This is a genomic window from Geomonas subterranea (assembly GCF_019063845.1).
GTDB lineage: Bacteria > Desulfobacterota > Desulfuromonadia > Geobacterales > Geobacteraceae > Geomonas > Geomonas subterranea.
In genome coordinates this window covers 4,363,960-4,386,668 of the sequence record NZ_CP077683.1, presented here as the reverse complement: position 1 = coordinate 4,386,668, position 22,709 = coordinate 4,363,960, and the positions used below count along the sequence as shown (strand labels likewise).

Annotated in this window: 21 protein-coding genes; 6 read left to right on the top strand and 15 right to left on the bottom strand. The window is 63.9% G+C overall.

What is annotated here, in order from left to right; all coding sequences use genetic code 11:
* Positions 1-135 precede the first annotated feature (135 nt).
* The 3 genes from KP001_RS19240 to KP001_RS19230 all read left to right on the top strand — a co-directional run bounded on the left by KP001_RS19240 (position 136) and on the right by KP001_RS19230 (position 2,850).
* On the top strand, positions 136-699 hold the full coding sequence (locus tag KP001_RS19240; protein ID WP_217287145.1) for a gamma carbonic anhydrase family protein: 564 nt from the start codon (positions 136-138) through the stop codon (positions 697-699).
* A 265-nt stretch (positions 700-964) separates the two neighbouring features.
* Positions 965-1,645 (top strand): endonuclease III domain-containing protein, encoded by a 681-nt coding sequence (locus KP001_RS19235; RefSeq protein WP_217287144.1) that lies wholly within the window; start codon positions 965-967, stop codon positions 1,643-1,645.
* The gene (locus KP001_RS19230) at positions 1,642-2,850 is read left to right on the top strand and encodes a TraB/GumN family protein (protein WP_217287143.1); all 1,209 of its coding nucleotides are present in this window, start codon (positions 1,642-1,644) and stop codon (positions 2,848-2,850) included. Before KP001_RS19235 ends, KP001_RS19230 begins: the two co-directional genes overlap by 4 nt.
* 130 nt (positions 2,851-2,980) lie before the next feature.
* Here KP001_RS19230 and KP001_RS19225 read toward each other — a convergent pair whose 3' ends face one another.
* From KP001_RS19225 to rsmB, 3 genes are all read right to left on the bottom strand, one after another.
* Positions 2,981-3,520, bottom strand: a complete 540-nt coding sequence (locus KP001_RS19225; protein ID WP_217287142.1) for an NUDIX hydrolase — start codon at positions 3,518-3,520, stop codon at positions 2,981-2,983.
* A gap of 89 nt (positions 3,521-3,609) precedes the next feature.
* Positions 3,610-4,275 carry a ribulose-phosphate 3-epimerase gene (rpe, locus tag KP001_RS19220; protein ID WP_217287141.1) on the bottom strand — a complete coding sequence of 222 codons (666 nt, stop codon included), beginning with the start codon at positions 4,273-4,275 and terminating at the stop codon, positions 3,610-3,612.
* Between the two features lie 8 nt (positions 4,276-4,283).
* Positions 4,284-5,633 (bottom strand): 16S rRNA (cytosine(967)-C(5))-methyltransferase RsmB, encoded by a 1,350-nt coding sequence (rsmB, locus tag KP001_RS19215; RefSeq protein ID WP_217287140.1) that lies wholly within the window; start codon positions 5,631-5,633, stop codon positions 4,284-4,286.
* Between the two features lie 151 nt (positions 5,634-5,784).
* On the opposite strand from rsmB, the gene KP001_RS19210 reads away from it, so the two are divergent.
* Both KP001_RS19210 and cls read left to right on the top strand, forming a co-directional pair.
* Entirely contained in the window at positions 5,785-6,345 is a 561-nt protein-coding gene (locus KP001_RS19210) for a thioredoxin fold domain-containing protein (RefSeq protein WP_217287139.1), read from the top strand.
* Positions 6,346-6,461: 116 nt separating this feature from the next.
* A complete protein-coding gene (gene cls / locus KP001_RS19205) occupies positions 6,462-7,892 on the top strand; it encodes a cardiolipin synthase (RefSeq protein WP_217287138.1) in 1,431 nt (476 codons plus the stop codon).
* Here cls and KP001_RS19200 read toward each other — a convergent pair.
* The 5 genes from KP001_RS19200 to KP001_RS19180 form a co-directional block, all read right to left on the bottom strand.
* Entirely contained in the window at positions 7,797-8,957 is a 1,161-nt protein-coding gene (locus KP001_RS19200; RefSeq protein WP_217287137.1) for a GGDEF domain-containing protein, read from the bottom strand. The genes cls and KP001_RS19200 overlap by 96 nt on opposite strands.
* Before the next feature lie 253 nt (positions 8,958-9,210).
* Positions 9,211-10,035: a metal ABC transporter permease gene (locus tag KP001_RS19195; protein ID WP_217287136.1), complete on the bottom strand. Its 825-nt coding sequence runs from the start codon at positions 10,033-10,035 to the stop codon at positions 9,211-9,213.
* An 87-nt stretch (positions 10,036-10,122) separates the two neighbouring features.
* Positions 10,123-10,875 (bottom strand): metal ABC transporter ATP-binding protein, encoded by a 753-nt coding sequence (locus KP001_RS19190; RefSeq protein WP_217287135.1) that lies wholly within the window; start codon positions 10,873-10,875, stop codon positions 10,123-10,125.
* Complete coding sequence (locus tag KP001_RS19185) at positions 10,872-11,801, bottom strand: metal ABC transporter solute-binding protein, Zn/Mn family (protein ID WP_217287134.1); 930 nt, start codon at positions 11,799-11,801, stop codon at positions 10,872-10,874. The genes KP001_RS19190 and KP001_RS19185 overlap by 4 nt, the downstream gene beginning before the upstream one ends.
* The gene (locus KP001_RS19180) at positions 11,798-12,232 is read right to left on the bottom strand and encodes a Fur family transcriptional regulator (RefSeq protein ID WP_217287133.1); all 435 of its coding nucleotides are present in this window, start codon (positions 12,230-12,232) and stop codon (positions 11,798-11,800) included. Before KP001_RS19180 ends, KP001_RS19185 begins: the two co-directional genes overlap by 4 nt.
* Positions 12,233-12,523: 291 nt before the next feature.
* On the opposite strand from KP001_RS19180, the gene KP001_RS19175 reads away from it, so the two are divergent.
* A complete protein-coding gene (locus KP001_RS19175) occupies positions 12,524-13,255 on the top strand; it encodes a PilZ-like domain-containing protein (protein WP_217287132.1) in 732 nt (243 codons plus the stop codon).
* Positions 13,256-13,482: 227 nt separating this feature from the next.
* On the opposite strand, the gene cobD is transcribed toward KP001_RS19175, so the two are convergent.
* The 7 genes from cobD to cbiE all read right to left on the bottom strand — a co-directional run bounded on the left by cobD (position 13,483) and on the right by cbiE (position 22,618).
* Positions 13,483-14,562 (bottom strand): threonine-phosphate decarboxylase CobD, encoded by a 1,080-nt coding sequence (gene cobD, locus KP001_RS19170; RefSeq protein ID WP_217287131.1) that lies wholly within the window; start codon positions 14,560-14,562, stop codon positions 13,483-13,485.
* Positions 14,563-14,847: 285 nt separating this feature from the next.
* On the bottom strand, positions 14,848-15,801 hold the full coding sequence (gene cbiB, locus KP001_RS19165) for an adenosylcobinamide-phosphate synthase CbiB (protein ID WP_217287130.1): 954 nt from the start codon (positions 15,799-15,801) through the stop codon (positions 14,848-14,850).
* 15 nt (positions 15,802-15,816) lie between these two features.
* Entirely contained in the window at positions 15,817-18,261 is a 2,445-nt protein-coding gene (locus KP001_RS19160) for a cobyric acid synthase (RefSeq protein WP_217287129.1), read from the bottom strand.
* A 153-nt stretch (positions 18,262-18,414) separates the two neighbouring features.
* The gene (locus KP001_RS19155) at positions 18,415-19,467 is read right to left on the bottom strand and encodes a cobalt-precorrin 5A hydrolase (RefSeq protein ID WP_217287128.1); all 1,053 of its coding nucleotides are present in this window, start codon (positions 19,465-19,467) and stop codon (positions 18,415-18,417) included.
* A 202-nt stretch (positions 19,468-19,669) separates the two neighbouring features.
* A complete protein-coding gene (gene cobM / locus KP001_RS19150; protein ID WP_217287127.1) occupies positions 19,670-20,455 on the bottom strand; it encodes a precorrin-4 C(11)-methyltransferase in 786 nt (261 codons plus the stop codon).
* A 235-nt stretch (positions 20,456-20,690) separates the two neighbouring features.
* Positions 20,691-21,401, bottom strand: a complete 711-nt coding sequence (gene cobI / locus KP001_RS19145) for a precorrin-2 C(20)-methyltransferase (protein ID WP_217287126.1) — start codon at positions 21,399-21,401, stop codon at positions 20,691-20,693.
* Entirely contained in the window at positions 21,401-22,618 is a 1,218-nt protein-coding gene (gene cbiE / locus KP001_RS19140; RefSeq protein ID WP_217287125.1) for a precorrin-6y C5,15-methyltransferase (decarboxylating) subunit CbiE, read from the bottom strand. The genes cobI and cbiE overlap by 1 nt, the downstream gene beginning before the upstream one ends.
* Positions 22,619-22,709 lie beyond the last annotated feature (91 nt).

Here is a 22,709-nt window from a genome sequence, read left to right as displayed (position 1 = left end):
CAGAGGGAGAGGGAGAGTAGACGAAGCTCCCTCAGAGGGAGAGAGAGATTAGACGAAGCACTCCCCCTAGGGGAGAGTAGAACAAACACTCCCCACCAGAGGGAAAGGGAGTGCACGAAACACAGGAGAAGGCATATGATCCGCCCCTTCAAAGGCATGCGCCCCAAGATCGACCCGTCCGCCTTCATCGCGGAGGGGGCCGTCGTCATCGGCGACGTGACTATCGGCAAGGAAGCGAGCATCTGGTACAACTGCGTGGTGCGTGGCGACGTGAACTCGATCAGCATCGGGGACCGGACCAACATCCAGGATCTCTCCATGCTGCACGTCACCCATAAAAAGCACGCCGAGGACCCGGGCGCTCCGCTGGTCATCGGCAACGACGTCACCGTGGGGCACAGCGTCACCCTGCACGGCTGCACCATCGAGGACGGCGCCTTCATCGGCATGCAGGCCATGATCATGGACAAGGCCGTGGTCGGCAAGGGTGCGCTCGTCGGCGCCCGCGCCCTGGTCACCGAAGGGACCGTCATCCCCCCCGGCACCCTCTGGGTCGGCTCACCCGCCAAGTACAAGCGGGACCTCACCGAGAACGAGATCGCCTGGCTGGGACGCTCCGCCGGCAATTACGTCAGGTATTCCAGGGAGTATCTCGAGGACGCCGCCACCGAAGCGCAGAACCTCAACAACACCCCCTAGCTTCGCCTCAGCAATAAACAACGCCAGGAAGGGCCGGCTCTACCAGCCGGCCCTTTCGTTTTGGACGTCTCAGGGAAATCCTGAGCAGGCCCCGTGGTCCCATCCCCCAGCCCCCTCCCCTCGCGGGGGTGGGAGTCGCCATCCTACGGCGACGGACGACGAACCTCTGGACACGAAGGGCGCAATGCTGCTACCGTAGCCAGGTCGGCCGCCGGCGCGGGAATCCCCCCGCCATCGGCACATCCCCCGGCCCGGAGAGAAGCAGTTGGCAGCAAAGCAACCACAAACCCGCCTGCTCGAAATCTACGATTCCTTGTACCGGCGCTACGGCGCCCTCAACTGGTGGCCCGCCGACTCCCCCTTCGAGGTCTGTGTCGGCGCCATCCTGACCCAAAACACCAACTGGAACAACGTCGAGAAGGCGATAGCCAACATGAAACGGGAGGGACTCCTCTCCATCGAGGCGGTCAGCGCCGCCAGCCACGACGTCCTCGCCGAGCAGATCCGTCCCTCCGGCTTTTTCAACGTGAAGAGCGTCCGGCTGAAAGGATTCGTGGAGTGGCTGTTGCAGCGCCACGGCACCCTGGAAGCGATGTTTGCCGCAAGTTGGGAGACGCTGCGCGGTGAACTGATCGCGGTGCGCGGCATCGGCCCCGAGACCTGCGACTCGATCCTGCTCTACGCAGGCGAAAAACCATCCTTCGTGGTGGACGCCTATACCCGGCGCCTCTTTTCCAGGCTCGGCCTCGTCGACGAGAAGGACGACTATCACCACGTGCGCTCACTTTTCATGAACCACCTGCCGCACGAGGTCCCGCTGTTCAACGAGTACCACGCACTGATCGTGGAACAGTGCAAGCGCCATTGCCGCAAAAGGCCCAGCTGCGACGGCTGCCCGCTGCGCGACGCCTGCAGCCACGCCACCCTTACCCCCGGAGCACCATGAGATCCCTCGCCAACATCTTCCTGATCCTTTTCTTCGCCGACGGCTTTCTTTCCGTCCTGGACGAACTCTCCTCGCTGGTCGCCCCGGTGGTCCAACTCACCATGTTCAGGATGCAGGTGGCCAACACGGTCTTGCTCCTCGCCGTCATCCTCTACCTCTGCCTGGGAATCGACCGGCGCCTCCCCAAGAAGCTCTTCGTCCCGTTGATAGCATTCCTGTTCATCTGCCCGCTGGCGGCCTGGCTCCTCCCCGCCCTCGGAAGCTCCAAGCTTTACGCGATCTTGATGTCAGCACTGCAGCTCGGCGTCCCGCCCCTCATGATCGCGCGCTATCGCGACGGCAAGGACCCGGGGCTCACCCTCCCCCCCTGGCGCTTCGAGGGGCCGTTCTTCGGCGCGAAGAACACCATGCTCTTCATAGCCGTCAACGTCGTGCTCCTCCCCGTCGTACTGGCGACGCTGTCCCTGTTCGCGGCCGACGCGCTGGCCCTCACCAACACGTCTGGTTTCATCAGGGTGACGCCACGCGGGCTCTATCTGGCCGAGCGGGTGTACCGGCGGGGCAACCAGACGGTGCGGCTGACCGGAATGGTCCATATCGGGGAGAAGGGGTATTACCAGGACGTGGCACGGGTTCCCGCCAGCGGCCGGACCGTGGTGCTGGCGGAAGGGGTGACCGACCAAAAGCAGGTGCTGCGGCACCATTTCGATTACCGGGAGGTGGCGGGCTTTCTGGGGCTCGCCTCGCAGGAAAAGGTCGTGATTCCAGGGAGGATGATCGACCAGGAGGAGCTTCAGGAGCCGGACAAGGCGGCGGGAAACCAGCCGGACATCCTGGTGGCCGACACCGACCTGAGCACCTTCCGCCCCGAAACCCTCCGCTTTCTCGACCAGGTGGGCAAGGAGCTGCAAAAAACCCCGTCCTTCGCGGAGGCGGCGCTCAACCTGAACCGGTGGGCGGAGCGAAACGTCACCCCGCAGATGCAGGAGGTGATCATGGACGACATCCTGACCCGCCGCAACCAGGTGCTGCTCGGCAACCTGGACCGGGCGCTGGAGCGCTATGACACCGTGGTGGTTCCATGGGGGGCGCTGCACATGAAGGGAATCGAGGAAGGGGTGCTCGAGCGGGGCTTCGTGCTGCAAAAGGAGCAGAAGCGTCTCGCCATCGACCTGAAGAGGATGCTGCTGCCCGGACCGCGCTAGAAACTGAAAGGGGACTGGCTCCGCAAGGTGCCTGTCCCCCTTTCACAGGATGCTGCTGGCCCGACCGCTGAAGGGGGGACTGGCTCCGCAGAGTGTCTGTCCCCCTTCGGAGCCTACTCGCCGGGGCACGCTAAAACTGCTCCGACTCCTCGCCCGCCTGTTCCACCCCCCAGAACACGTCCAGGAAGTTCTTCAGTATGCGGGCGGTAAGCCCCCAGATCTCGTCATCCCCGTAAAGGTAGAAGTACATGGGGTAGTTCTTGAAGCCCTTGTGGTCCCAGTACTCGACACGGTAGACGCCGGGTTTGGAGAAGTGCGCCAGCGGCACCTCGATGAGGCGTTCGATCTCGGCGTCGTTCACGGTGAGGAGGTAGTTTTCCGGGAAGATCCCGACCACGGGGGTGACCAGGTAGTTGTGGATGGAGTGGCAGTCGTCCAGCTCGCCCAGGATCTCGACATCGGCGGGGTCGATGCCGACCTCCTCCCAGGCCTCCCGGGTGGCGGTATCCGCGCTGTCCCGGTCGCTTTCCTCGCAGCGCCCGCCGGGAAAGGAGATTTCGCCGCTGTGGTGGGTGAGGTGAGTGGTCCTCTTGGTGAAGAGGATGTGGTATTCCCCGTTCTTCAGGAACAGGGGGAGCAGGACGGCGGCGGGGACCGGCCCGGCCTCCATGGGAACGCGGCGGCGCGCGGCGAGAGAGGCCTTCAGCCTCTCCCTGATCGCGGCCGGAGACCCCGGCCGTTCCTGTCCCTGCTCCGCTATCAGAGCACCGGCTCCTTGGCCCGCCGCTTCAACTCGGCGATGGTGGCTGCGTAATCGGGGGAGTTAAAGACGGCGCTGCCGGCCACGAAGACGTCGGCGCCGGCATGGGCGATGCGGGCGATGTTGTCGGTCTTGACTCCGCCGTCCACCTCGAGCTCCGCCTCGATCCCCCTGCGGTCCATGGTCGCGCGCAGTGCCTGGATCTTGGGGATGCAGGCCTCGATGAAGGACTGCCCTCCAAAGCCCGGGTTCACCGTCATCAGGAGGATCAGGTCCAGCTCCTCCATGACGTAGTCGAGCACGCTCAGCGGCGTCGCGGGGTTGAGCGACACCCCCGCCTTCTTGCCCAGGGACTTGATCAGCTGGATGGTGCGGTGCAGGTGGTTGGTCGCCTCGGCGTGCACCACGATGATATCGCTCCCCGCCTTGGCGAAGTCCGGGATGTAGCGGTCCGGGTCGACGATCATCAGGTGCACGTCGAGCGGCAGCGTGGTCACCCGGCGCGCGGCCTCGACGATGAGCGGCCCGATGGTGATGTTGGGGACGAACTGGCCGTCCATCACGTCGATGTGGACGTAGTCGGCGCCTGCCGTCTCGATGGCCTTGATCTCCTCGCCCAGGCGTGCGAAATCGGCGGAAAGTATGGAAGGTGCGATCTTTTTCATGGGGTCTCCTACTTCGTTTTCTTGAGGCGGGCGGCGAAGAAGCCGTCCATGCCGTCGCGGTGCGGCCAGCTTCTGAAGAAGCCGCGCTCGGTGAAGAGCGGCGCGAACCCGGGGAAGAGCGTGCGCAGGTCCTCGGCGACGAACTCGGGGTGCTCGCGCAGGAAGGTGTCGATGACGTACTCGTTCTCCTGCACGCTGGTGGAGCAGGTGGCGTAGAGGAGCGTGCCATCCTTCTCCAGGTACTTGCAGAGGTTCTCCAGGATGGTGACCTGGGTGCGCGCCTGCGGCAGCAGGTCTTCCGGGGACTTGCTCCACTTCCCCTCCGGGTTGCGCCGGATCACCCCGAGCCCCGAGCAGGGCGCGTCCACCAGGATCCTCTGGAAGGTGACCTCCTTGATCGCGGGGGAAGGTGCCGTGGCGTCCATGGTGAAGGTGCGCACCGAGTTGATCCCGAGCCGGTCGCAGGTCTCCTTGATCAGCCTGAGCTTCTTGTGGTTCACGTCGCAGGCGTAGATCTCGCCGGAGTCCCCCATGAGCTGGGCGATCTGGGTGGTCTTACCTCCCGGGGCCGCGCAGGCGTCCAGCACCCGGTCTCCCTTTTCCGGCGCGAGAAACAGGGGCGCGAGCTGCGAGGACTCGTCCTGCACGGTGAAGAGCCCGTCACGGAAGGACGGAAGCCGCGAGATGAGCCCGGACTGGTTCAACCGGATGCCGTCGGGGGACCAGCGGGTCTCGCCACAGTTGATCCCCTCCTCGGCCAGGCGCGCCATGAGCGCCTCCCGGGAGGTGCGCAGGGTGTTGACCCGGATGGTGAAAGGAGGCGGCTCGGACATGGCGGCGGCGAGTTCCTCGGCCCCGTCCACCCCCAACTGGTCGCACCACTGTTTGGTGAGCCAGGCGGGATGGGAGTAGCGGACCGCCAGGTACCCGACCGGGTTTTCGGCGCGGTCGGGGTAGCTTATGTTGTCGCGGTTTCGGTCGGCGTTCCTCAGGATGGCGTTGATGAAGCCCGAGGCGCGCGGCGCGAGTTCCTTGGCGAGCTTCACCGTCTCGTTCACCGCGGCCGAGACCGGGACGCGGTCGAGGAAGAAACTCTGGTACAGCCCCAGGCGCAACAACAGCAGCACGTAGAGCTCGAGTTTGTCGGTCCTCTGCTTGGAAAACTGCCCGATGATGTGGTCCAGGGTCCCCTGCCGGCGCAGCACGCCGTACACCAGTTCGGTGAGAAGGCCGCGGTCGGCCCCCTTGATCATGTCCTTGGACAGTTCGTGGTCAATCAGGATGTCTGCGAAGGACTTCTCTTTTTCAATGCGAAGCAGGATGTCGAAGGCGGCGCGGCGCGGGTTTTTGCTGGACAAAATACTTCCTTTCAGGCGTGAGTGTCTGGGCTGGGCCGGATTCATTATATGCATTTCGCCCAAAACTGCAAGCGGTTAGGGGACTTGACACGGGAAATCCAAAGGCTACCCTTTAGCGTGGGTTTAATGATAACCGGGAGGAGGGTTTACCATGATACCTTGGGAAACGGACATGGGCAAAGCGCTGGCTCGGGCCAAAGCCGAACAGAAGACCGTTCTGCTGGAATTCTTCAGCCCGGAATGTATCGGCTGCAAGCAGATGGAAGAGGTCACCTTCGCCGACCCCGACGTGATGAACTTCATTTCCGACCGCGTGGTGCCGGTCCGGATCCCGGTGGCGAACACAACCCAGACAGGTGATTACCGGGTGTCGTGGACCCCGACCCTGATCACCCTCGACCTCTACGGGCGCGAGCACCAGCGGACCGTCGGGTTCATCCCCCCCGAGGACATGGTGGGGGCGGTGCTACTGGGGATTGGCAAGGTGCACGTGGGGGACGGCCAGTTCAACGAGGCCGTGATCCAGCTGAGCACCCTGCTGAACGGCTGCCCGGAATGCGCGGCGGCTCCCGAGGCGGTGTACCTGCGCGGCGTGGCCCGTTTCAGCTCCAGCCACGATCCCGCGGCGCTCAAGGAGATCTACCAGCAGCTCTCCACACAGTACCCGGAAAGCGAGTGGACCAGGCGGGCCCACCCCTTCACGCTGCTTTGATCCAGGCACGTCACGCAGTTGCCTATTTCCACCGGAGGGCGGCAGCCATGCCGCCCTCTTTTTGGTTGTTATGACGGCTCCGCGCCAGATGCTTCACTGACGACAGGCTCATCCTTATGGCACACGTGCTGGACCACATCTTCACCACGCTCCTGCTGGTCTCCCTGGCTTCACTGGCCGTCCTCTCCGCCGGGCACGCGCTGATCAACAAGCGCGACCCGCGTTCGGCGCTGGGATGGATCCTCACCTGCATCGCCGTGCCGCTCTTCGGCCCCATCTTCTACTGGGGCATGGGGGTGAACCGGATCTACAGCCGCGCCAAACGCTGGCACAAGGAAGCCGGTCCGGCTCCGATCCTCCCCCAGCCGGCGGCGGACCTTCCCCCCACCAAGCTCCCCGGAGAACTTTCCTACCTGAGGGAATTGCGCAACCTCTCCGAGCGCGTGGTGAGCACGCGACTGTTGCCGGGAAACCACCTGGTCCCCCTGGAGAACGGTGAGGAAGCCTACCCGGTCATGCTCGCCGCCATCGACGCGGCCCACTCCTCGGTGCACATCTCCACGTACATCTTCGACGGGGACGAGGCGGGGAAGCGTTTCATCAGGTCGCTGACCCGGGCGGCGAACCGCGGCGTGGAAGTGCGGATCATCGTGGACAGCCTGGGGGAGAAATACTCGGTTCCGACGGCAGGCGAGCTCCTGAAGGGTTCCAAGGTGGAGTTCAGGAGGTTCCTCCCCCTGCGGCCGGGTGGATACCTGAACCTGCGCAACCACCGCAAGATCATGGTGGTGGACGGCAGGACAGGCTTCACCGGCGGGATGAACATCGGCAGCAGGCACATGGTCACCGCCCCCCCCCCGGTGGTCAAGGACCTTCACTTCCAGGTGACCGGGCCGGTGGTGGCCGACCTGCAGCGCACCTTCCTCGAGGACTGGCACTTCGCGAAGGGAAAACAGCTGACGGACCCGCGCTACTTCCCGGAGCTGTCTGAGGCGGGGACGGCCCTGGTGCGGGCGGTAAGCGACGGGCCGGACAAGGAATTCAGAAAGCTCAACTGGATCATCCTCGGAGCGCTCTCCTGCGCCAGAAGGACGGTCACCATCGTGACCCCGTATTTCATTCCGGACCGGCCGCTGATATCGGCCCTTATCACGGCCGCCCTGCGCGGCGTGGAGATCACCCTGGTGCTTCCAGAGGCCAACAACCTTCCCTACCTGCAGTGGGCCAGCAACTCCTACCTGTGGGAGCTCCTGCAGCAGGGGGTCCGCATCTACGCCCAGCCCGCCCCCTTCGTCCACACCAAGTTCATGGTGGTGGACCGAAGCTGGAGCCTGATCGGCAGCGCCAACCTCGACCCGAGAAGCCTCAGGCTCAACTTCGAGTTCAACCTCGAGGTCTACGACCTGAACTTCGCCGCCCAGCTCGAGGACCGCTGCCAGGCCAGCCTCGCGCTATCGCGGGAGATCACCCTTGCCGAGATGGACGCCCGCTCGCTTCCCGTCAAGCTGCGGGACGCGGCCGCGAAGCTTTTCTCTCCCTACCTGTAGCTTCTCCAACTCCACCGCCGGCTCACGCTCCGACTCCGCCAAAGAAACCCGGTTCTTCCCCAGCCGCTTGCTGCGGTACATGGCCTGGTCCGCCTGCTTCACCACGCTCTTGAGGTCGTCCCCATCCCAGGGGAATGAGGCGATGCCGGCGGACAGGGTGCATTCGATCAGGTTACCATCGTAGCTGAAGGGGCAGGAGTTCATGGCGCGCACGATCCGCTCCACAGCCGGGCGGATCTGCTCCTTGTCGTGGTCGGTGTACATGATGATGAATTCGTCCCCGCCGAAGCGCGCCGCGATGTCGCTCTCACGGATGTTCGAGCGGATCACCCTGGCGGTCCACTTGATCAGCTCCGTCCCCGCCAGGTGACCGTAGCGGTCGTTGATCTGCTTCAGGTTGTCGGCGTCCAGCATGCAGATCGCGAAGGGGGCCTGGTAACGGCGCGCAACCTTCTCCTGCTGCAGGGCAAGGGCCTCGAAGCTGCGCATGTTGTTCAGCTCGGTGAGGTCGTCGGTGAGCGAGAGGCGTTCCACCTCGCAGCGGGCGGCCTCGGTCTCCCCGGCGAGGATGGCGCCGACGTGCGCGATCAGGATGAAGGGGATGACGCGGATCAGGTAGCCGGGGATCTGGCTCCACAGCGGTGGGTATTCACCTGCCGCCAGCAACGAGTAGGAGGCGACGGCGAGTCCGGCCATGAGATAGGTGATGCGCCTGCCCAAGGTGAGAGATGTCGCCATGAGGACGAGGTAGATGGCGGGAATGAATGGGCTGTCGGTCCTGCCGGTGCACCAGCAGACGAAAACGAGGTAGGCAAGGAGCAGCACCAGCTCCAGTGACGCCTTGAGTTGGCCGTCGGGGAGCAGCCGCCGCGTCAGCAGGAACGCGCCGGCCACAACCAGCGAGGAGAGCACCGCGTACAGCGCCCAGGGGGGCGGTGGAGGAACCAGGTAGATGTCGAGCAGCACCAGCCCGACCAGGAGCGAGGCGATCACCCCCAGCACCCGGTTGTGGCCGGCGAACCTCTCGCCGACCTGCGCAGTCACCCATCCCTTTGCCTCGATCATCCCGCCGCCTCGTCAGTAGTGGCGCAAAAATCCGCCCATTGTCCTTATCGGCGGCGCTTCCGGAAAGTTGATCGGGGGATTAAAAAAACGGTCGCAGGATGTTGCCACGATAACGGGAGGCGGCCGGGGGGTGGGTGAAGCCGCAACGTGCCGGAAGGATGGCACCTTCCTCCGCACCCAGACCTCATCCGGCACGGGCAGGGGAAACCGGTGGCTGTATCGGAATTCCCGGATCGATCAGGAACGTGCCGTATCAGGAGTGGCGCAGCAGCGGACGGGCGGCGAAGGCACAGAGAAAGACGGCGAAGTTGATCAGCACGATGGTGGCGCCGGTCGGGAGGTTCATGACGAAGGAGACCGAGATGCCGCAGATGACCGTAGCGACGCCGATCCCGGCTGCCGACACGATGGCGGTCTTGAATCCCTTGGCGATCTGAAGGGCGGAAACGGCCGGCAGGATGAGGAGCGCAGAGATCAGCATGATCCCCACCACCTTCATGGCGAGCACCACGGTCAGGGCGGTGAGCAGTACCAGGACCGAGTTGATGCGGTCCGTGTTCAGCCCGGAACTCTTGGCCAGTTCCTCGTCGAAGGTGCTTGCGAAGAGCTCGTTGTAGAACATGAAAACACCGGCGATGACGATGAAGAAGAGCACCGCCGCGATGGCCAGTTCGCTCGAGCTGATAGAGAGGATGTTGCCGAAGAGGTAGCTGAAAAGATCGACGTTGAACCCGCCGGCGATACTGGCAAGCAGCACGCCGGTTGCGATGCCGATGGCGGAGACCATGCCGATGGCCGCGTCGCCATAGATCCTGGCCTTCTGGGCCAGCTTCAGGATCCCCAGGGCCGAGGCGAGCACCACCGGGATGATGGAGAGGGTCATGTAGACCGAGTGCAGCCGGAAAAAGAGCGCCAGGGCGACGCTGCCGAAGGTGACGTGGGCGAGGCCGTCGCCGATCAGCGAGAGCCTGCGCAGCACGAGGAACACCCCGAGCACCGAGCAGAGGATCGCGATCAGCGACCCGCCGACAAGCGCCCTCTGCATGAAGCCGTAGCTGAGCATCTCGTTCAGATTCATTTCAAACCTCAAAGACAGGGCGAATATTTATTCGCCCCTACGTGTACCAGCCCCCTTCCCTTGACGGGAGGGGGAGGACGCAGGACTTTAATGCCTATGGCAGACCAGGTGCTGCCCATGCTCCCCGAAGAACCCCGTCATTTCTGGGGAGTTGCAGAAATCATCGAAACTGCCGTAGAAGATCACCTTCTTGTCCAGGTACAAAAGGTGCGATGCGTACTTTCCGATGGTGGCGGTGTCGTGGGTGACCAGGAGCACGGTGCACTTCTTCTCCTGGTTCATTTCGAAGATGAGCTTGTAAAAGCTTTCCCTGGTCTCGGGATCGAGCGCCGTGGTCGGTTCGTCCATGATCAGCAGCGAGGGGTCGTTCACCAGCGCCCGGGCCAGGAGCACCCGCTGCCGCAGCCCCCCCGAAAGCTCACCGATCATCGCCCCCTTGATGTGGGAGATGCCCATCCACTCCATGGTCCGTTCCACCGCCAGGGCGTCCTCCCGGTTGAAACGCCGCGGAAACTTTTTCGCGGAGAGCCGCCCCAGGCGGACCACCTCGTCCACCGTCGCCGGGAAGTGCGGGTTGAAAAACTGCAGCCCCTGCGGCAGGTAGCCGATCCTGTGCCATTGGTCAAATGAGCACTGCGGGGTCCCCAACAGGGACACCTCCCCCGAGGTGGGCGCGAGGAGCGACAGGAGGATCTTGATCATGGTGCTCTTGCCCGACCCGTTGGGGCCGCAGATCCCGACGTAGTCGCCGGCGTTCACGCTGAAGCTGATGTCCTGCAGCACCTCGGTGCCGTGGTAGCCGGCGCAGAGGTTGCGCACGCTGAGAGCCTTGTCTTTCATTGCAGTCCCGTCTTCAGGTTCTGGAGATTTTCTTCCATGAGGGAGATGAAGGTGACGCCGCGCTGGAGGTCGTCCCTGGTGACGTTATGCCCGGCCCGCAGCATGAGCACCTTGGCCCCGGTCTCGCGGGCGATGGTCTCGGCGAGCCTCGGGCTCAGCAGCTCCTCGGTGTAGACGTAGTTCAGGTGCTCACGGCGCATCACCTGCACCAGTTCGGCCAGCTTGGCCGGTGTGGGTTCGGCGTCGGCGTTCACCGCCGAGGCGGAAATGTATTGCAGCCCATAGCGCCTGGCGAGATACCCGAACGCGTAGTGCCCGCCATGCAACAGAACCTTCTTCGGGCAGCGGGCCAGGGTGTCCTTGAAACGCTGATCCAGGGCGGCCAACTGGCCGTCGAGCTTGGCCGCGTTCTGCTGGTAGAACGTCTTGTTCCGGGGATCGCGGGCGACGTAGGCGGCGAGGATGTTCCTGGCGATGGCGCGGGCGTTGTCGAAATCCAGCCAGATATGGGGATCGCTCCCCTTCCCTTCGTGGGCGTTGGCACGCTCCCCGCGGTGCTGCTCCGATACCGGCCCCTGCCTCAGGGCGATCCCCTTCCCCCCTTCTACTACCTCGACCTTGCCCTGGTCGATGCCGGAGATGATGTTGGCGGCCCACGGTTCCATCGCGGCATTGGTATAGACGAAGAGATCGGCCCGGTTCACGCGCACCACGTCCTCAGGGCGCGGCTCGAAGGAGTGCGGCTCGACCCCGGGGGGGAGCAGCAGGGTGACATCGGCGCGGTCGCCGCCTATGGTCCGTGCGAAGTCGTAGAGCGGGAACAGGGTGGTCACCACCTGCAGTTTGCCGTTGGTCTGCCGTTTTTCACTGCTGCATCCAGGCACCACCAGAAGGAGCGCCAGAAGCAACGCCAGAAGCCATTTCATCGTTTATCTCCGTTGTCAGCACAGCCGCCGCACAGTCCATTCAACTGCAGGATGTGTGAAAGCACCTTCCCGCCGTTGCGCCTGGACACCTCCTGCTCCAACGCCTCGATGCCGCACGCGGGGATATCCTCGACCTTGCGGCAGGAGAGGCAGACGAAGTGGTGATGGTGCTCACGGTTGCTGCAGAAGTAGTAGTAAAGCTGGCGGTTAGGGTGGATCACCTTGGAAAGGACACCGCTGGCGGAGAGTTCCTCCAGGTTGCGGTACACCGTGGGAAGGCCCAGCCGGTCGAAACGATCCTTCAACCTCTTCCACAATTCCTCGGGGCTCGCGTATCCCGGCTCGGCCTCGAGCATCTCGAGGATGGCCAGCCTCTTGGGCGTCGCCTTCATACCGGCGGCCTTCAAGGCCGTTGCGTGACACTGGTTCATACCCCGCCTCTAAACAGAAATGATTTCGTTTTAGAATAGCCAGCGAGGCTTCGATGTCAAGAAAAATATTGTAATTAAAGGAAACTTCGCGTGTGTATCCGGTGATATGGCCCAGTTTTTCGGGTCTTTGGCGGATAGGACCGGATGACAATTAAAAACACTGAATGAGTCACACCAGTTAGATCAAACACTTGCCTGACCCGCCGGCACTGAGGTCCCCGTTGGCGTTTGTATTGCATCCCGTAGGCAGCTGTAGCTTTGCTGTTATTTAATTTGAGTGGACGGCGCCTCATGCAAAACGGAACCTACAACTATAAGGACTACTTCCAGCCCGGCCAGAAAGCGCGGGTCGAAGTGGCGTTATCAGGGAACACGGTTTTCAATGACGGCGCGGTAGTCACCGAGATAAACGACGCCGAGGTCCGCCTCAGGCTGTCCCGCGAGAAGCTGCCCGACGGGGTACTGCTGCGGCGCGAAGCGCCACTGGTGGTCCGGGTCGGCGTAGGCGGCAACAGCTATCGCTGCAAAGGGGTGGTGCTGGACGATCATGCCGAGGAGGACCTGCGTGTCGCCTTCACCGACCGGGTGACACCCGAGGACCAGAGAGAATACTTCCGCCTCGACACTGACATCCCGGTGATCCTGTTCAACGTGACCGCAGGCACCGCCGAGGAAAGCGGCACCGCCGGGCTGCGGGTGGCAACCCAGAGCAGCCTCCCGAGAATCGTCAACATAAGCGGTGGCGGGTTGCGCACCGAGACCGAGATGGAGATGACCCGGGACGACATCGTGTACGCCACCTTCCATCTGCCGCTGCCCGAACCGAAAGTAGTGCCGGTGGTCGCCCAGGTGATGCACTGCGAGAAGATCACCAGCGGCGACGGCGTGCTCCACAGCGCGGGGCTGCGCTTCATGCACATCAACGAGAGGGACCGCGACGCCATCGTCCGTTACGTCTGCAACGAGGAGATCAAGCGCATCAGACTGTGCCGCAAGGACTTCTACTCCCTCCCCAACAGCTAAAAGCGGCCGCCGCGAGGCCGGCCGCCAAGACTGCAATGCAATATCAGACAAGGCCAACCGGGCATCCGGTTGGCCTCTTTTTGTTCTCTCCAAAGTTACGGCGAACGATGAGTTTTCGATTCGCCCATGCCCGGTTGAAGTTGAGCCCTGGTTCCCCGAATTTGCCGCTGACGCTGAGTTTCTCCACGGAGCGCTGCGCGCCCGCACGTCCTCCCGCCCACCCCGACTTATGCCAACTCCGCCGCCAGGGCTCGCAGCAGCAGGTCGTTTTCCTCCTTGAGCCGTACCGCGACCCTGAAAAAGCTCTGGTCCAGCCCCTGAAAGTTGCTGCAGTCCCTGATCAGCATCCCCTTCGCAAGCAGCGCCTTGCGCAGCACTCCCGCAGTCACCCCCTCACGCAGTATCCGGACCAGCAGGTAATTGGCCCGCCCCGGGAAGACCCGGAGGCCGGGGATATCCGCGAGGGCGGCGGCAAGCCGCACCCGCTCACCGTCGACGTAACTCCTGGTGCGGCGGCAGTACTCCGCGTCAGCCAGCGAGGCGATGCCCGCCACCTGGGCCGCCGTATTCACGCTCCAGGGATCCTGCTGCGCGACGATTTGCGCGACCGTCTCCGCCGCGGCGATGGCGTACCCCAGGCGCAACCCGGGAATCCCGAAAAACTTGGTCATGGAGCGGAGCAGGACGGCCCGGGGGTTACCCAAAACCAGGTGTTTCGCCGACTCCTCCTCGCAGAAATCGATGAACGCCTCGTCCAGCACGAGAAAGGTGCCGCTCTCCCGGCAAAGGTCGATGACACCGGCCACCTCCCGCTGCGGCAGCAGGTTCCCCGCCGGATTGCCGGGGTTGCAAAGAAAGAGCATGTCATACCCGGCACCGAGCGCTTGCGCGAGTTCCGGCAACCGAAGCACGAAATCGTCGTCCGGAGCGAGGAGGAAGTAATCGACCTGCCACCCCGCCCGCTCCAGGGCCAGGGCGTACTCGGCGAAAGCGGGCGCCACGACGAGGGCCTTCCGCCCCGGAAAGGTGCGCGGCAGCAGGTGTATCAGTTCGGTGGAACCGTTGGCCACGGCTATTGAGGAGGAGTCGACGCCGTGGTAGGCCGCCAGCGCCTGCTTGAGCTCGGCGGCCCCCTTGTCCGGGTAATGGAGCAGGCGGTCCAGGCTTGCCGTCAGCGCCTCGCGCACCCCGGGCGCCATCCCCAGCGGGTTGATGCTGGCGGAGAAGTCGATGATCCGCTCCGGCGCCAGGCCGAGGTTTCTGGCCACGGCGAAGACGTTGCCGCCATGTTCATGTGCGATTGCCATAGGGTTGCCTTCTTCGACCGTCCACGGTCTTGTTGCCCCCGATAGTCGTTCCCCTCCCCCGGAGGGGGAGGGTCAGGGAGAGGGATTTTCATGTTCGCAGGTTGAATCCCCCCCTCCAACCACCCCTCCGGGGGGAAGGCATAGAGTCCGGGAGGAGCGGCGTCACAACTGTAGGGGCGAATAATCATTCGCCCAGCCGCGCGTGCCCCAAGCGATGCTGCGGCCGACTGCGCTGCCGTGCGAAAACCGGGCGAATCATTATTCGCCCCAACAGATGATTAATGCCTACAACAGCGCGAGCAGCACCACCCATGCCGCCACCAGCAGCGCCTCGCTGCCGTACATGAGCCGCACCACTCCTTCATAACTCGCCTGGGAGAGCGGAAGCAGCGGATCGCCGATGGTGGGCTTCTCAACGACCTTGCCGAAGTAGCGGTTCGCCCCGCCGAGCCTGACGCCGAGCGCTCCCGCGGCCGCCGCTTCGGGGAAGCCGCTGTTGGGCGAGGAATGGTTCCTGCCGTCCCTGCGCAAGATCCGCCAGGCCCCGCCGCCGTTCAACCCGCACATCGGGGCCGCCAGCACCATGAGGAGCCCGGTCAACCGGGCCGGAAGGTAGTTGGCGAGATCGTCGAAGCGGGCCGAGGCCCAGCCGAACTCCAGGTAACGCTCGTTCTTGTACCCGACCATCGAATCCAGCGTGTTGACCGCCTTGTAGGCGATTGCCAGCGCGGGGCCGCCCAGCACCAGGTAGAAAAGCGGAGCGATGACACCGTCGCCGGTATTCTCAGCCACCGTCTCCACCGCTCCCCGGATGATCTCCGGCTCGTCCAGTTCCGCAGTCTCGCGCCCCACGATGTACGACAGCGCCAGCCGGGCGGCGGGGAGATCGCCGTTTCGCAGCGCCCGCGCAACCTTGGCGGACTCCTCGTGCAGCGAGCGTGCTGCCAGCGAGACCCAGGCGAGGTAGAGGGACGCGATAAAGCCCGCAGCCGGGGCGAGAAGATACGCCGCATAGATGAGCGACGCGGCCAGCGCGTAGCAGACCCCGACGGTGACGATCAGTAGCACGACACCTGCGACCCGCAGGTTCGGGATCCTACGGCGCAGCGGTCCTTCCAGCGCGGAAATGAGCTCACCGATACCGACCACCGGATGGGGTAAAGCGCGCGGGTCGCCCAGGACCAGGTCCAGCAGTACCGCGCAGATCACGATGGCGATATGGGCGTTCACGGCCATCATCAGGCGACGGTGCTTTCAGAGCCCCCCTCCCGGCCTCCCCCTCCGGGGGGAGGAGGATAGGCTTCTGGCCATTCTCTTGAGCGGGCAACGCTGCATGGACTCCCCGGGAGGGGGAGGGTTGGAGGGGGGAACCCGCAGGGGCGAGATGCCGCATATCTGGAAGATCCGCTCCAGGTCGAGGTGCTTTTCCATGTGCGCCGCAAGTTGGTCGAACGGATCGGGGGCAAGCGCCGCTTCGGCCTGCTCCGGCATCCCCTTCTGCCGCCTGATGCGGTTCAGGAACGCGGTGCGGAAGCCGTGGTTGTCGAAGATCCCGTGCAGGTAGGTACCGAAAACCCTGCCGTCGGCGGAAACCGCCCCCTCCTCCAGTTCCGTGACCGTCCCGGAGCGGCTGCTGATGCGCGCGAAGGGGCTCGCGTCGCGGCCGAGCACACTTTCGCCCATGTGGATCTCATACCCAGCGACGGACGGGCCACATCCAGGCGCCACTTCCTGCCCCGCCGGCAGCAATTTCCCCTCGACCTGGTGGGTCTGCTTCTCCTTCAGCATGGTGGTCACCACGTCCAGAAGTCCCAGCCCGTCCGTGCTTTCCAGGCTGGACTCCACCCGGTCCGGATCGTTCACGGTGACGCCCAGCATCTGGTAGCCGCCGCAGATGCCGACCACCGGTCCCCGGTAGCTGCTAATGGCATCGGCGATACCCTGTTCCCTGATGGCGACCAGATCGGCGATAGTGGACTTGGTCCCGGGAACGATCACGAGGTCCATGGTCTCCACCAGCCACGGGGAATGGATGTAGTACAACTCGACATCCGGCTCCGCCTCCAGCGCGGAGAAATCGGTGTAGTTGGAGATGCGCGGCAGACGCACCACGCCCACGCGCAGCTTCTCTCCGGATTGCACCTCTTTGGGCGCGGCCGGCTTCCTCTGCAGGGCGACGCTGTCCTCTTCGGGGAGGGCGAGCCCCTTGAACCAGGGGAGCACCCCCAGGACCGGGACGCCGGTCCGCTGCTCCACGTACTCGATCCCCGAGGCAAGCAGGGAGGCATCGCCGCGGAACTTGTTGATGATGACCCCCTTCACCAGCGCCTTCTCTTCCGGCGTGAGCAGTTCGATGGTTCCCACGATCTGGGCGAAGACGCCGCCGCGGTCGATGTCCGCTATCAGGATGACGGGAGCACCCGCCATGGCCGCCACCTTCAGGTTGGCGATGTCGTGTTCGCGCAGGTTGATCTCCGCGATGCTCCCCGCCCCTTCCATGACGATGAAGGAATAGCGTTCGCGCAGCCGCTGGAAGCTCTCCTCCACCTTCATGAAGGCTTCGGGCTTGAAGGCGTTGTACTCCTTCACCCCCATGTTCCGCACCACCTTGCCCTGCACGATCACCTGGCTGCCGGTATCCGAGTTGGGTTTCAAAAGGATCGGGTTCATGTCGGTATGGGGCGCTATGCCGCATGCCTCCGCCTGCACTCCCTGTGCGCGCCCGATCTCGCCCCCCTCGGGGGTGACCACGGAGTTGAGCGCCATGTTCTGGGACTTGAAAGGAGCGACCGAGAGGCCGTGGCGCTTCAGGATACGGCAGAAGCCGGCCGCCAGCACCGATTTACCCACGTCCGACCCGGTGCCGCAGAACATGAGCGCATGCGGGTCGGGGACGGGAGCGTCGCTAGCCGCAACGGCGCCGCGCTTCCTGCGGTTGGGGTTCTGGCTGTCTCCGCGTGTGGCGTAGCCGCGCGGGGTCACGATCCTGCCGTCCTTGCAGAGGCGGGTCGAGGCGTTGCCGACGATGACCAGGGAAAACATGTCGATGGGGTGGTTCAGCATCTCGCCCAGCGTGGTGATGATGCGCTCCTCCCCATCCCGGCAGGCGTTACGGACGATGCCCACCGGGACCTGCGGGCCGCGCGCCGCGGTCAGAATGGCAGCGGCCTCCTCGATCTGCGTGGTGCGTCCCTTGCTGCGCGGGTTGTACAGTGCCACCACGAAATCCGCCTCCGCGGCAGCTTTAAGCCGCTTGCGGATCTTCTCCAGCGGGGTCAGCAGGTCGGAGAGGGAGATGACGGCGAAGTCGTGCATGAGCGGCGCACCAAGGACGGAGGCTGCGGCCTGCACCGCCGAGACCCCGGGAACGACCACGACCTCAACGTCCCCGTAGGGCGCGTCAGGCTCGTCCGCCAGTTCAAGTGCGAGGCCCGCCATGCCGTATATGCCCGCGTCGCCGCTGGAGACCAGTGCCACCGTCTTGCCCGAGGCGGCGATGGTGAGGGCCTGCGAGCAGCGCTCCACCTCGCGCATCATACCGGAGGAGTAGAGGACCTTCCCGGCCAGGAGCGGCTCGATGAAGTCCAGGTAGGCCTGGTATCCGACGATGACATCGGCATCCTCGATCGCCTGGCGCGCCTCAAAGGTCATATGGTTCAGCCCGCCGGGGCCGATCCCTACTACATAAAGCTTGGACATTAAACTGGAACCTCTATCTGTTGATTACCGTTTTGTACATCGACTGCCGCGGCCTCTTCTCCCTCCCCCGGAGGGGGAGGGGCGGGGAGGGGGAGCGTGGCAACCGGTCAAGTCACCCTCCCCCCTTCCGGGAGAGGAGTGCGATGGAGCATTTTATACGACAGCAAGCTGCGCGACAGCGAGGGTGACGTTGCCGTCCCTGACCTTGTTGAGGAGGAGCCGACCGCCGCTCGATGCCAGCAGCGCCGCCGGTTCGGCAACGCCCCGCGCGCCGATCGCGTTGAAGGCATGCTCTGAGGGAGGCGACGGAACCTCGACCCCGTTCAGCTCATCGCTGCTGAATAGCACCAGCGGGATCCCCTTCTTCTCCGCGTAGGCGAGCAGCCCGACCTCATCACCCTTGGCCTGGGCGCTCGCCAGGCAGTTGATGCTCCGCTCGGAGAGGGAGATCTGCCCCAGGTGCCGGGAAACGACCGCTTCGATCTCCTCGGCCGTCGTCCCGCGGTTGCAGCCGATGCCGAGGCAGAGGTCGACGGGGCGCAACACCAGAGTCCGTTCCAAGTCGAGCCCTGACGGAAGCACCCTGTTGGTCACCACGACCCTGCCGCTGGCACCGCTTGGGGCGGCCTGGTCCAGATCGCTAAGGAACAGAAGCTTGCCCCTCCCCCCGCAGTAATCCGCCACCTTGCCGGTCGGGTCCACGACCGCGATCTCCCGGCCCTCCAGAAGCCGCGCGTTCAGCACCTTGACCCGGGAGAGGTCCTCGATGCGCCAGCCGTTCTCGTGGGCGAGCATGTCGAAGGAAGGGAGGTCGTTCACGTCGGTCGCCGTGGTTATCACGGCCGTGGCGCCGGTAACGTCAGCGCATTGGGCGGCAAGCGCGTTGGCGCCCCCGAGGTGGCCGGAGAGGAGAGAGATGGCGAAGCGTCCGGCATCGTCCATCACCACGACGGCCGGGTCCCGGTCTTTCCCCTTCAGCAACGAGGCGATGGAGCGGACCACGATGCCGGTGGCCATGATGCAGACCAAGCCGTCGTAGTCAGGCCATAGTCGTGCCATGAGTGCCGGCACCCGTTCCGAGAACGGCACCGCGTCGGTCGTCGCGTGCTTCTCCAGGACAAAGAGTGTGCCCTGCGGCAGTCCGCGCTTGAGCGCCGCCCCCAACTTGGCGCCGTTGGCGGTTATGGCGATAATGGCAACACGCATAAAGATATTGTCGTCCCCATGGAGGGGAGATTGTTTCCTGTAGGGGCGAATAATTATTCGCCCAGCCGCGGTCGACGTCAGCGACGCCGCTGCGCGAAGCCTCATTTAACCTGAGGGCACCTGTGCAGGGCGAATGATTATTCGCCCCTACAGATGCACTTCATGGTTTGTAGAACCTAGAACTTAGAACCTAGAACCGGTTCTAAACCACAATCCCTTCCCTGCACCCATGGCTGAACCCCTTGTCGTAGAGGAGGGACTTCGCCTTCATCCCTTCGCTGCGGGCCCGCAGCACGTCCCCCACCACGATGAGCGCCTGCTTGCCGATGCCGGCATCCCTCACCTTGGCCGCAATATCCGCCAGCGTCCCGGTCAGTACCTGCTCGTCAGCCCAGGAAGCCTTGGCCACCACGGCGACAGGGGTGTCCTCCTGATAGGCGCCGGAAAGAAGCTCCTGCACCACCTTTTCGATCATGGAGATGGAAAGGTAGATCACTAATGTGGCGCCGACCTGCGCGATGTTCCGCAACTGCTCCCGCTCGGGCACGGGCGTCCTCCCGGCCAGTCGCGTGATCACCACCGTCTGCGACACCTCGGGAAGGGTCAGCTCCTGCCTGAGGGTGGCTGCGGCGGCGAAGGCGCTGGTGACACCGGGTACGACCTCGTAGCCGATACCGAGCCGGTCCAGTTCCTCCATCTGCTCCTGGATGGCGCCATAGATGGAGGGATCACCGGTGTGCAGGCGCACCACCCGCTCCCCAGCCAGTACGCCCTCGGCCAGGACCTTGGTGGTCTGCTCCAGGTCCATCCCCGCGGAATCGTAGACGCGGGCATCCGGCGCATAGGTGAGCACCAGTTCGCGATCGACGAGGCTGCCGGCATAGACGACGACATCCGCCTCGCCCAAAAGGCGCGCCCCCTTTACCGTGATGAGCTCGACGTCGCCGGGACCGGCGCCGACAAAATGGACTATGTTCTCATGGGACATGGAAACACCTTTCAAAAAAGCATTAACGCAAAGAGGCCAAGCCGCGGAAACGCAAAGAAAAAACTGAAACGGGGAAAGGCCGCACAGGCACAAAGGGAAGCAACTGTAGGGGCGAATAATCATTCGCCCGTCGCCGCATCTGCCACCCCGGTCTCTCTCGCCGTCGGCGCTGACTGAGGCGCCGCCAGCTGGGCAAATAATTATTTGCCCCTACAACAGCCGAAAGCAATTTGGGTTACAGCGGGTTCTTCCTCACGATCAGCATGGAGAGGTAATCGAGCTTCTGGCCCACCAGCGCCTCCAGGTCGTGATGCACCTCTTCCTCGGCGGAACCGACCCGGCGCACGAAGACGCCCCCTTTGTCGCGCCCCAACTCCTTGAGCGCCGCGTAGACCGAGTCAAACACGCGGTTCACCTTCATGAGCACCACGGTATCGAACTCCTCCAGGGTGCGCTTCAGCTCGTCCTTTTCGTAGGTGGCGGGGAGAATGGCGATGCGCTCGGCCCCAAGCCCGAGCGGCAGACCGGAGACGGCGGAGGAGGCGAGGATACTGGAGATGCCCGGCACCACTTCTATCTTTATCTCCGGGTACTTGGCGAGGAAGATCCTGTGGATGTACAGGTAGGTGGAATACAGAAACGGGTCGCCGATGGTTACGAAGGCGACATCCTTGCCGGCGGCTATCCGCTGCGCGACCTGGTCCGCGGCCTCCTCCCAGAACGGGTCCAGCCCCTGCTGGTCTTTCACCATGGGGAACAGTTGGACCAGCACCTCCTGGCGGCTGCGGTCGATGAACTCCTCTACGATGGAAAGGGCGTAGCTTCCCCCCTCGGCCGCACCGGTCGGGGCACAGATGACATCCACGCTCCGCAAGATACGCTCCGCCTTCCTGGTCAACAGTTCCGGATCGCCCGGCCCCACACCTACCGCGTAGACAACCGCCACTACTCCTCCCCTTTCCAGGCGGCGATCACGTACACCGGGTTGTGGGCAGCGAACATCTTGTAGTCGGTGAGGCTGCGGGTCTTGGAGATGTTGACGCAGGTGACCTCGACGGTGTACCCGTGATCTTCCAGGAACTCCACGGACTTGGTCAGGGTGTCGAGGGTCACGGCGTTGAGGACGATGAAGCCGTCCGGCTTGAGGCGCTTGTCCACCGCCTCGATGATCTCCTCCAGCATCCCGCCGGAGCCGCCGATGAAGACGCGGTCCGGATCGGGCAGATCCTCCAGCCCTTCGGGAGCGAAGGTCTCGGCCACGGTGACGTTGCGGGCCACGAACTTCTTCAGGTTCTCCTTGAGGTAGGTGAGGTACTGGGGATTCTTCTCCAGGGCGAAGATGCGGCCGTTGGGCATCAGGTTCCCCGCCTCGATGGAGACGGAACCGCTGCCGGCGCCGATGTCCCACATCACCAGGTCATCCTGCAGTTGCAGCTTGCCCAGGGTGATGGCGCGCACCTCCTCCTTGGTGATCAGCTTCTTGACCGTGGCGAACTCCTCGTCGCGGATGCCGATGACCGGGTAGTTCTCGAGGTTGGGCTCCCAGGTCTTGATGAGGATCAGGATGTTGAGCGGTGAGCACTTGAAGTCGACCAGGCCGCGGATATCGGTCTTGGTGAATTTCTCCGTGGCAAGCCCGAGATCCTCGCAGACCCAGGCCTCGTACCCCTCGGCGCCGCGCCCGATCAACTCCCTGGCCAGAACGGCGGGGGTGTTGACGCTGTCGGTGAGGATGGCGATCTTTTCGGAGGCGATGATGCGGTCGAGGGCCGGCTTGATCCCCCTGCCGTGGACGGAGACAAAGGTGGCGTCGTCCCACGGCTCCTTGATGCGGGCGAAGGCGTACTGGACGCTGGTCACGTTGGGATAGATCTCAACCCGCTCCTTGGGGAGGTTTCTGAGCAGGAAACGGGCGACGCCGAAGAAGTTGGGATCGCCGGAGCCGAGAACCACGGTTTTGCGCTCCGTGTTCTTCAGGTATTCCAGCATGATGGAGAGGTCTTCCAGGGGACGCTTCTCCCCCTTGAAGTCGGGAAAGATGTCCAGCAGACGCTTGTGTCCGATCAGGACGTCGGCGCTGTAGATCACCTCGAGTGCCTGTTTGCCGAACCCCTCCCACCCCTCGATGCCGGCGCCGACGAGGAAAATCTTTTGTTCCGCCATACCCCCTCCTTTCCATCAGAACATAATCAGATAATCTCCCTCCCCGAGGGAAGGTCCGGAGGGGGGAAAGCGCAGGCATTTTCCGCCAAAG

Excerpts from the sequence above, each read along its gene's own strand:
- rpe (WP_217287141.1), bottom strand. The coding sequence starts at position 4,275 with ATGAAAAAGATCGCACCTTCCATACTTTCCGCCGATTTCGCACGCCTG.
- cobD (WP_217287131.1), bottom strand. The coding sequence starts at position 14,562 with ATGGCAATCGCACATGAACATGGCGGCAACGTCTTCGCCGTGGCCAGA.
- cbiE (WP_217287125.1), bottom strand. The coding sequence starts at position 22,618 with ATGGCGGAACAAAAGATTTTCCTCGTCGGCGCCGGCATCGAGGGGTGG.
- KP001_RS19155 (WP_217287128.1), bottom strand. The coding sequence starts at position 19,467 with ATGCGTGTTGCCATTATCGCCATAACCGCCAACGGCGCCAAGTTGGGG.
- KP001_RS19240 (WP_217287145.1), top strand. The coding sequence starts at position 136 with ATGATCCGCCCCTTCAAAGGCATGCGCCCCAAGATCGACCCGTCCGCC.
- cbiB (WP_217287130.1), bottom strand. The coding sequence starts at position 15,801 with ATGATGGCCGTGAACGCCCATATCGCCATCGTGATCTGCGCGGTACTG.
- KP001_RS19190 (WP_217287135.1), bottom strand. The coding sequence starts at position 10,875 with ATGAAAGACAAGGCTCTCAGCGTGCGCAACCTCTGCGCCGGCTACCAC.
- KP001_RS19195 (WP_217287136.1), bottom strand. The coding sequence starts at position 10,035 with ATGAATCTGAACGAGATGCTCAGCTACGGCTTCATGCAGAGGGCGCTT.
- KP001_RS19185 (WP_217287134.1), bottom strand. The coding sequence starts at position 11,801 with ATGAAATGGCTTCTGGCGTTGCTTCTGGCGCTCCTTCTGGTGGTGCCT.
- KP001_RS19175 (WP_217287132.1), top strand. The coding sequence starts at position 12,524 with ATGCAAAACGGAACCTACAACTATAAGGACTACTTCCAGCCCGGCCAG.
- KP001_RS19210 (WP_217287139.1), top strand. The coding sequence starts at position 5,785 with ATGATACCTTGGGAAACGGACATGGGCAAAGCGCTGGCTCGGGCCAAA.
- cobM (WP_217287127.1), bottom strand. The coding sequence starts at position 20,455 with ATGTCCCATGAGAACATAGTCCATTTTGTCGGCGCCGGTCCCGGCGAC.
- cls (WP_217287138.1), top strand. The coding sequence starts at position 6,462 with ATGGCACACGTGCTGGACCACATCTTCACCACGCTCCTGCTGGTCTCC.
- KP001_RS19225 (WP_217287142.1), bottom strand. The coding sequence starts at position 3,520 with ATGGAGGCCGGGCCGGTCCCCGCCGCCGTCCTGCTCCCCCTGTTCCTG.
- KP001_RS19160 (WP_217287129.1), bottom strand. The coding sequence starts at position 18,261 with ATGTCCAAGCTTTATGTAGTAGGGATCGGCCCCGGCGGGCTGAACCAT.
- KP001_RS19200 (WP_217287137.1), bottom strand. The coding sequence starts at position 8,957 with ATGATCGAGGCAAAGGGATGGGTGACTGCGCAGGTCGGCGAGAGGTTC.
- KP001_RS19180 (WP_217287133.1), bottom strand. The coding sequence starts at position 12,232 with ATGAACCAGTGTCACGCAACGGCCTTGAAGGCCGCCGGTATGAAGGCG.
- KP001_RS19230 (WP_217287143.1), top strand. The coding sequence starts at position 1,642 with ATGAGATCCCTCGCCAACATCTTCCTGATCCTTTTCTTCGCCGACGGC.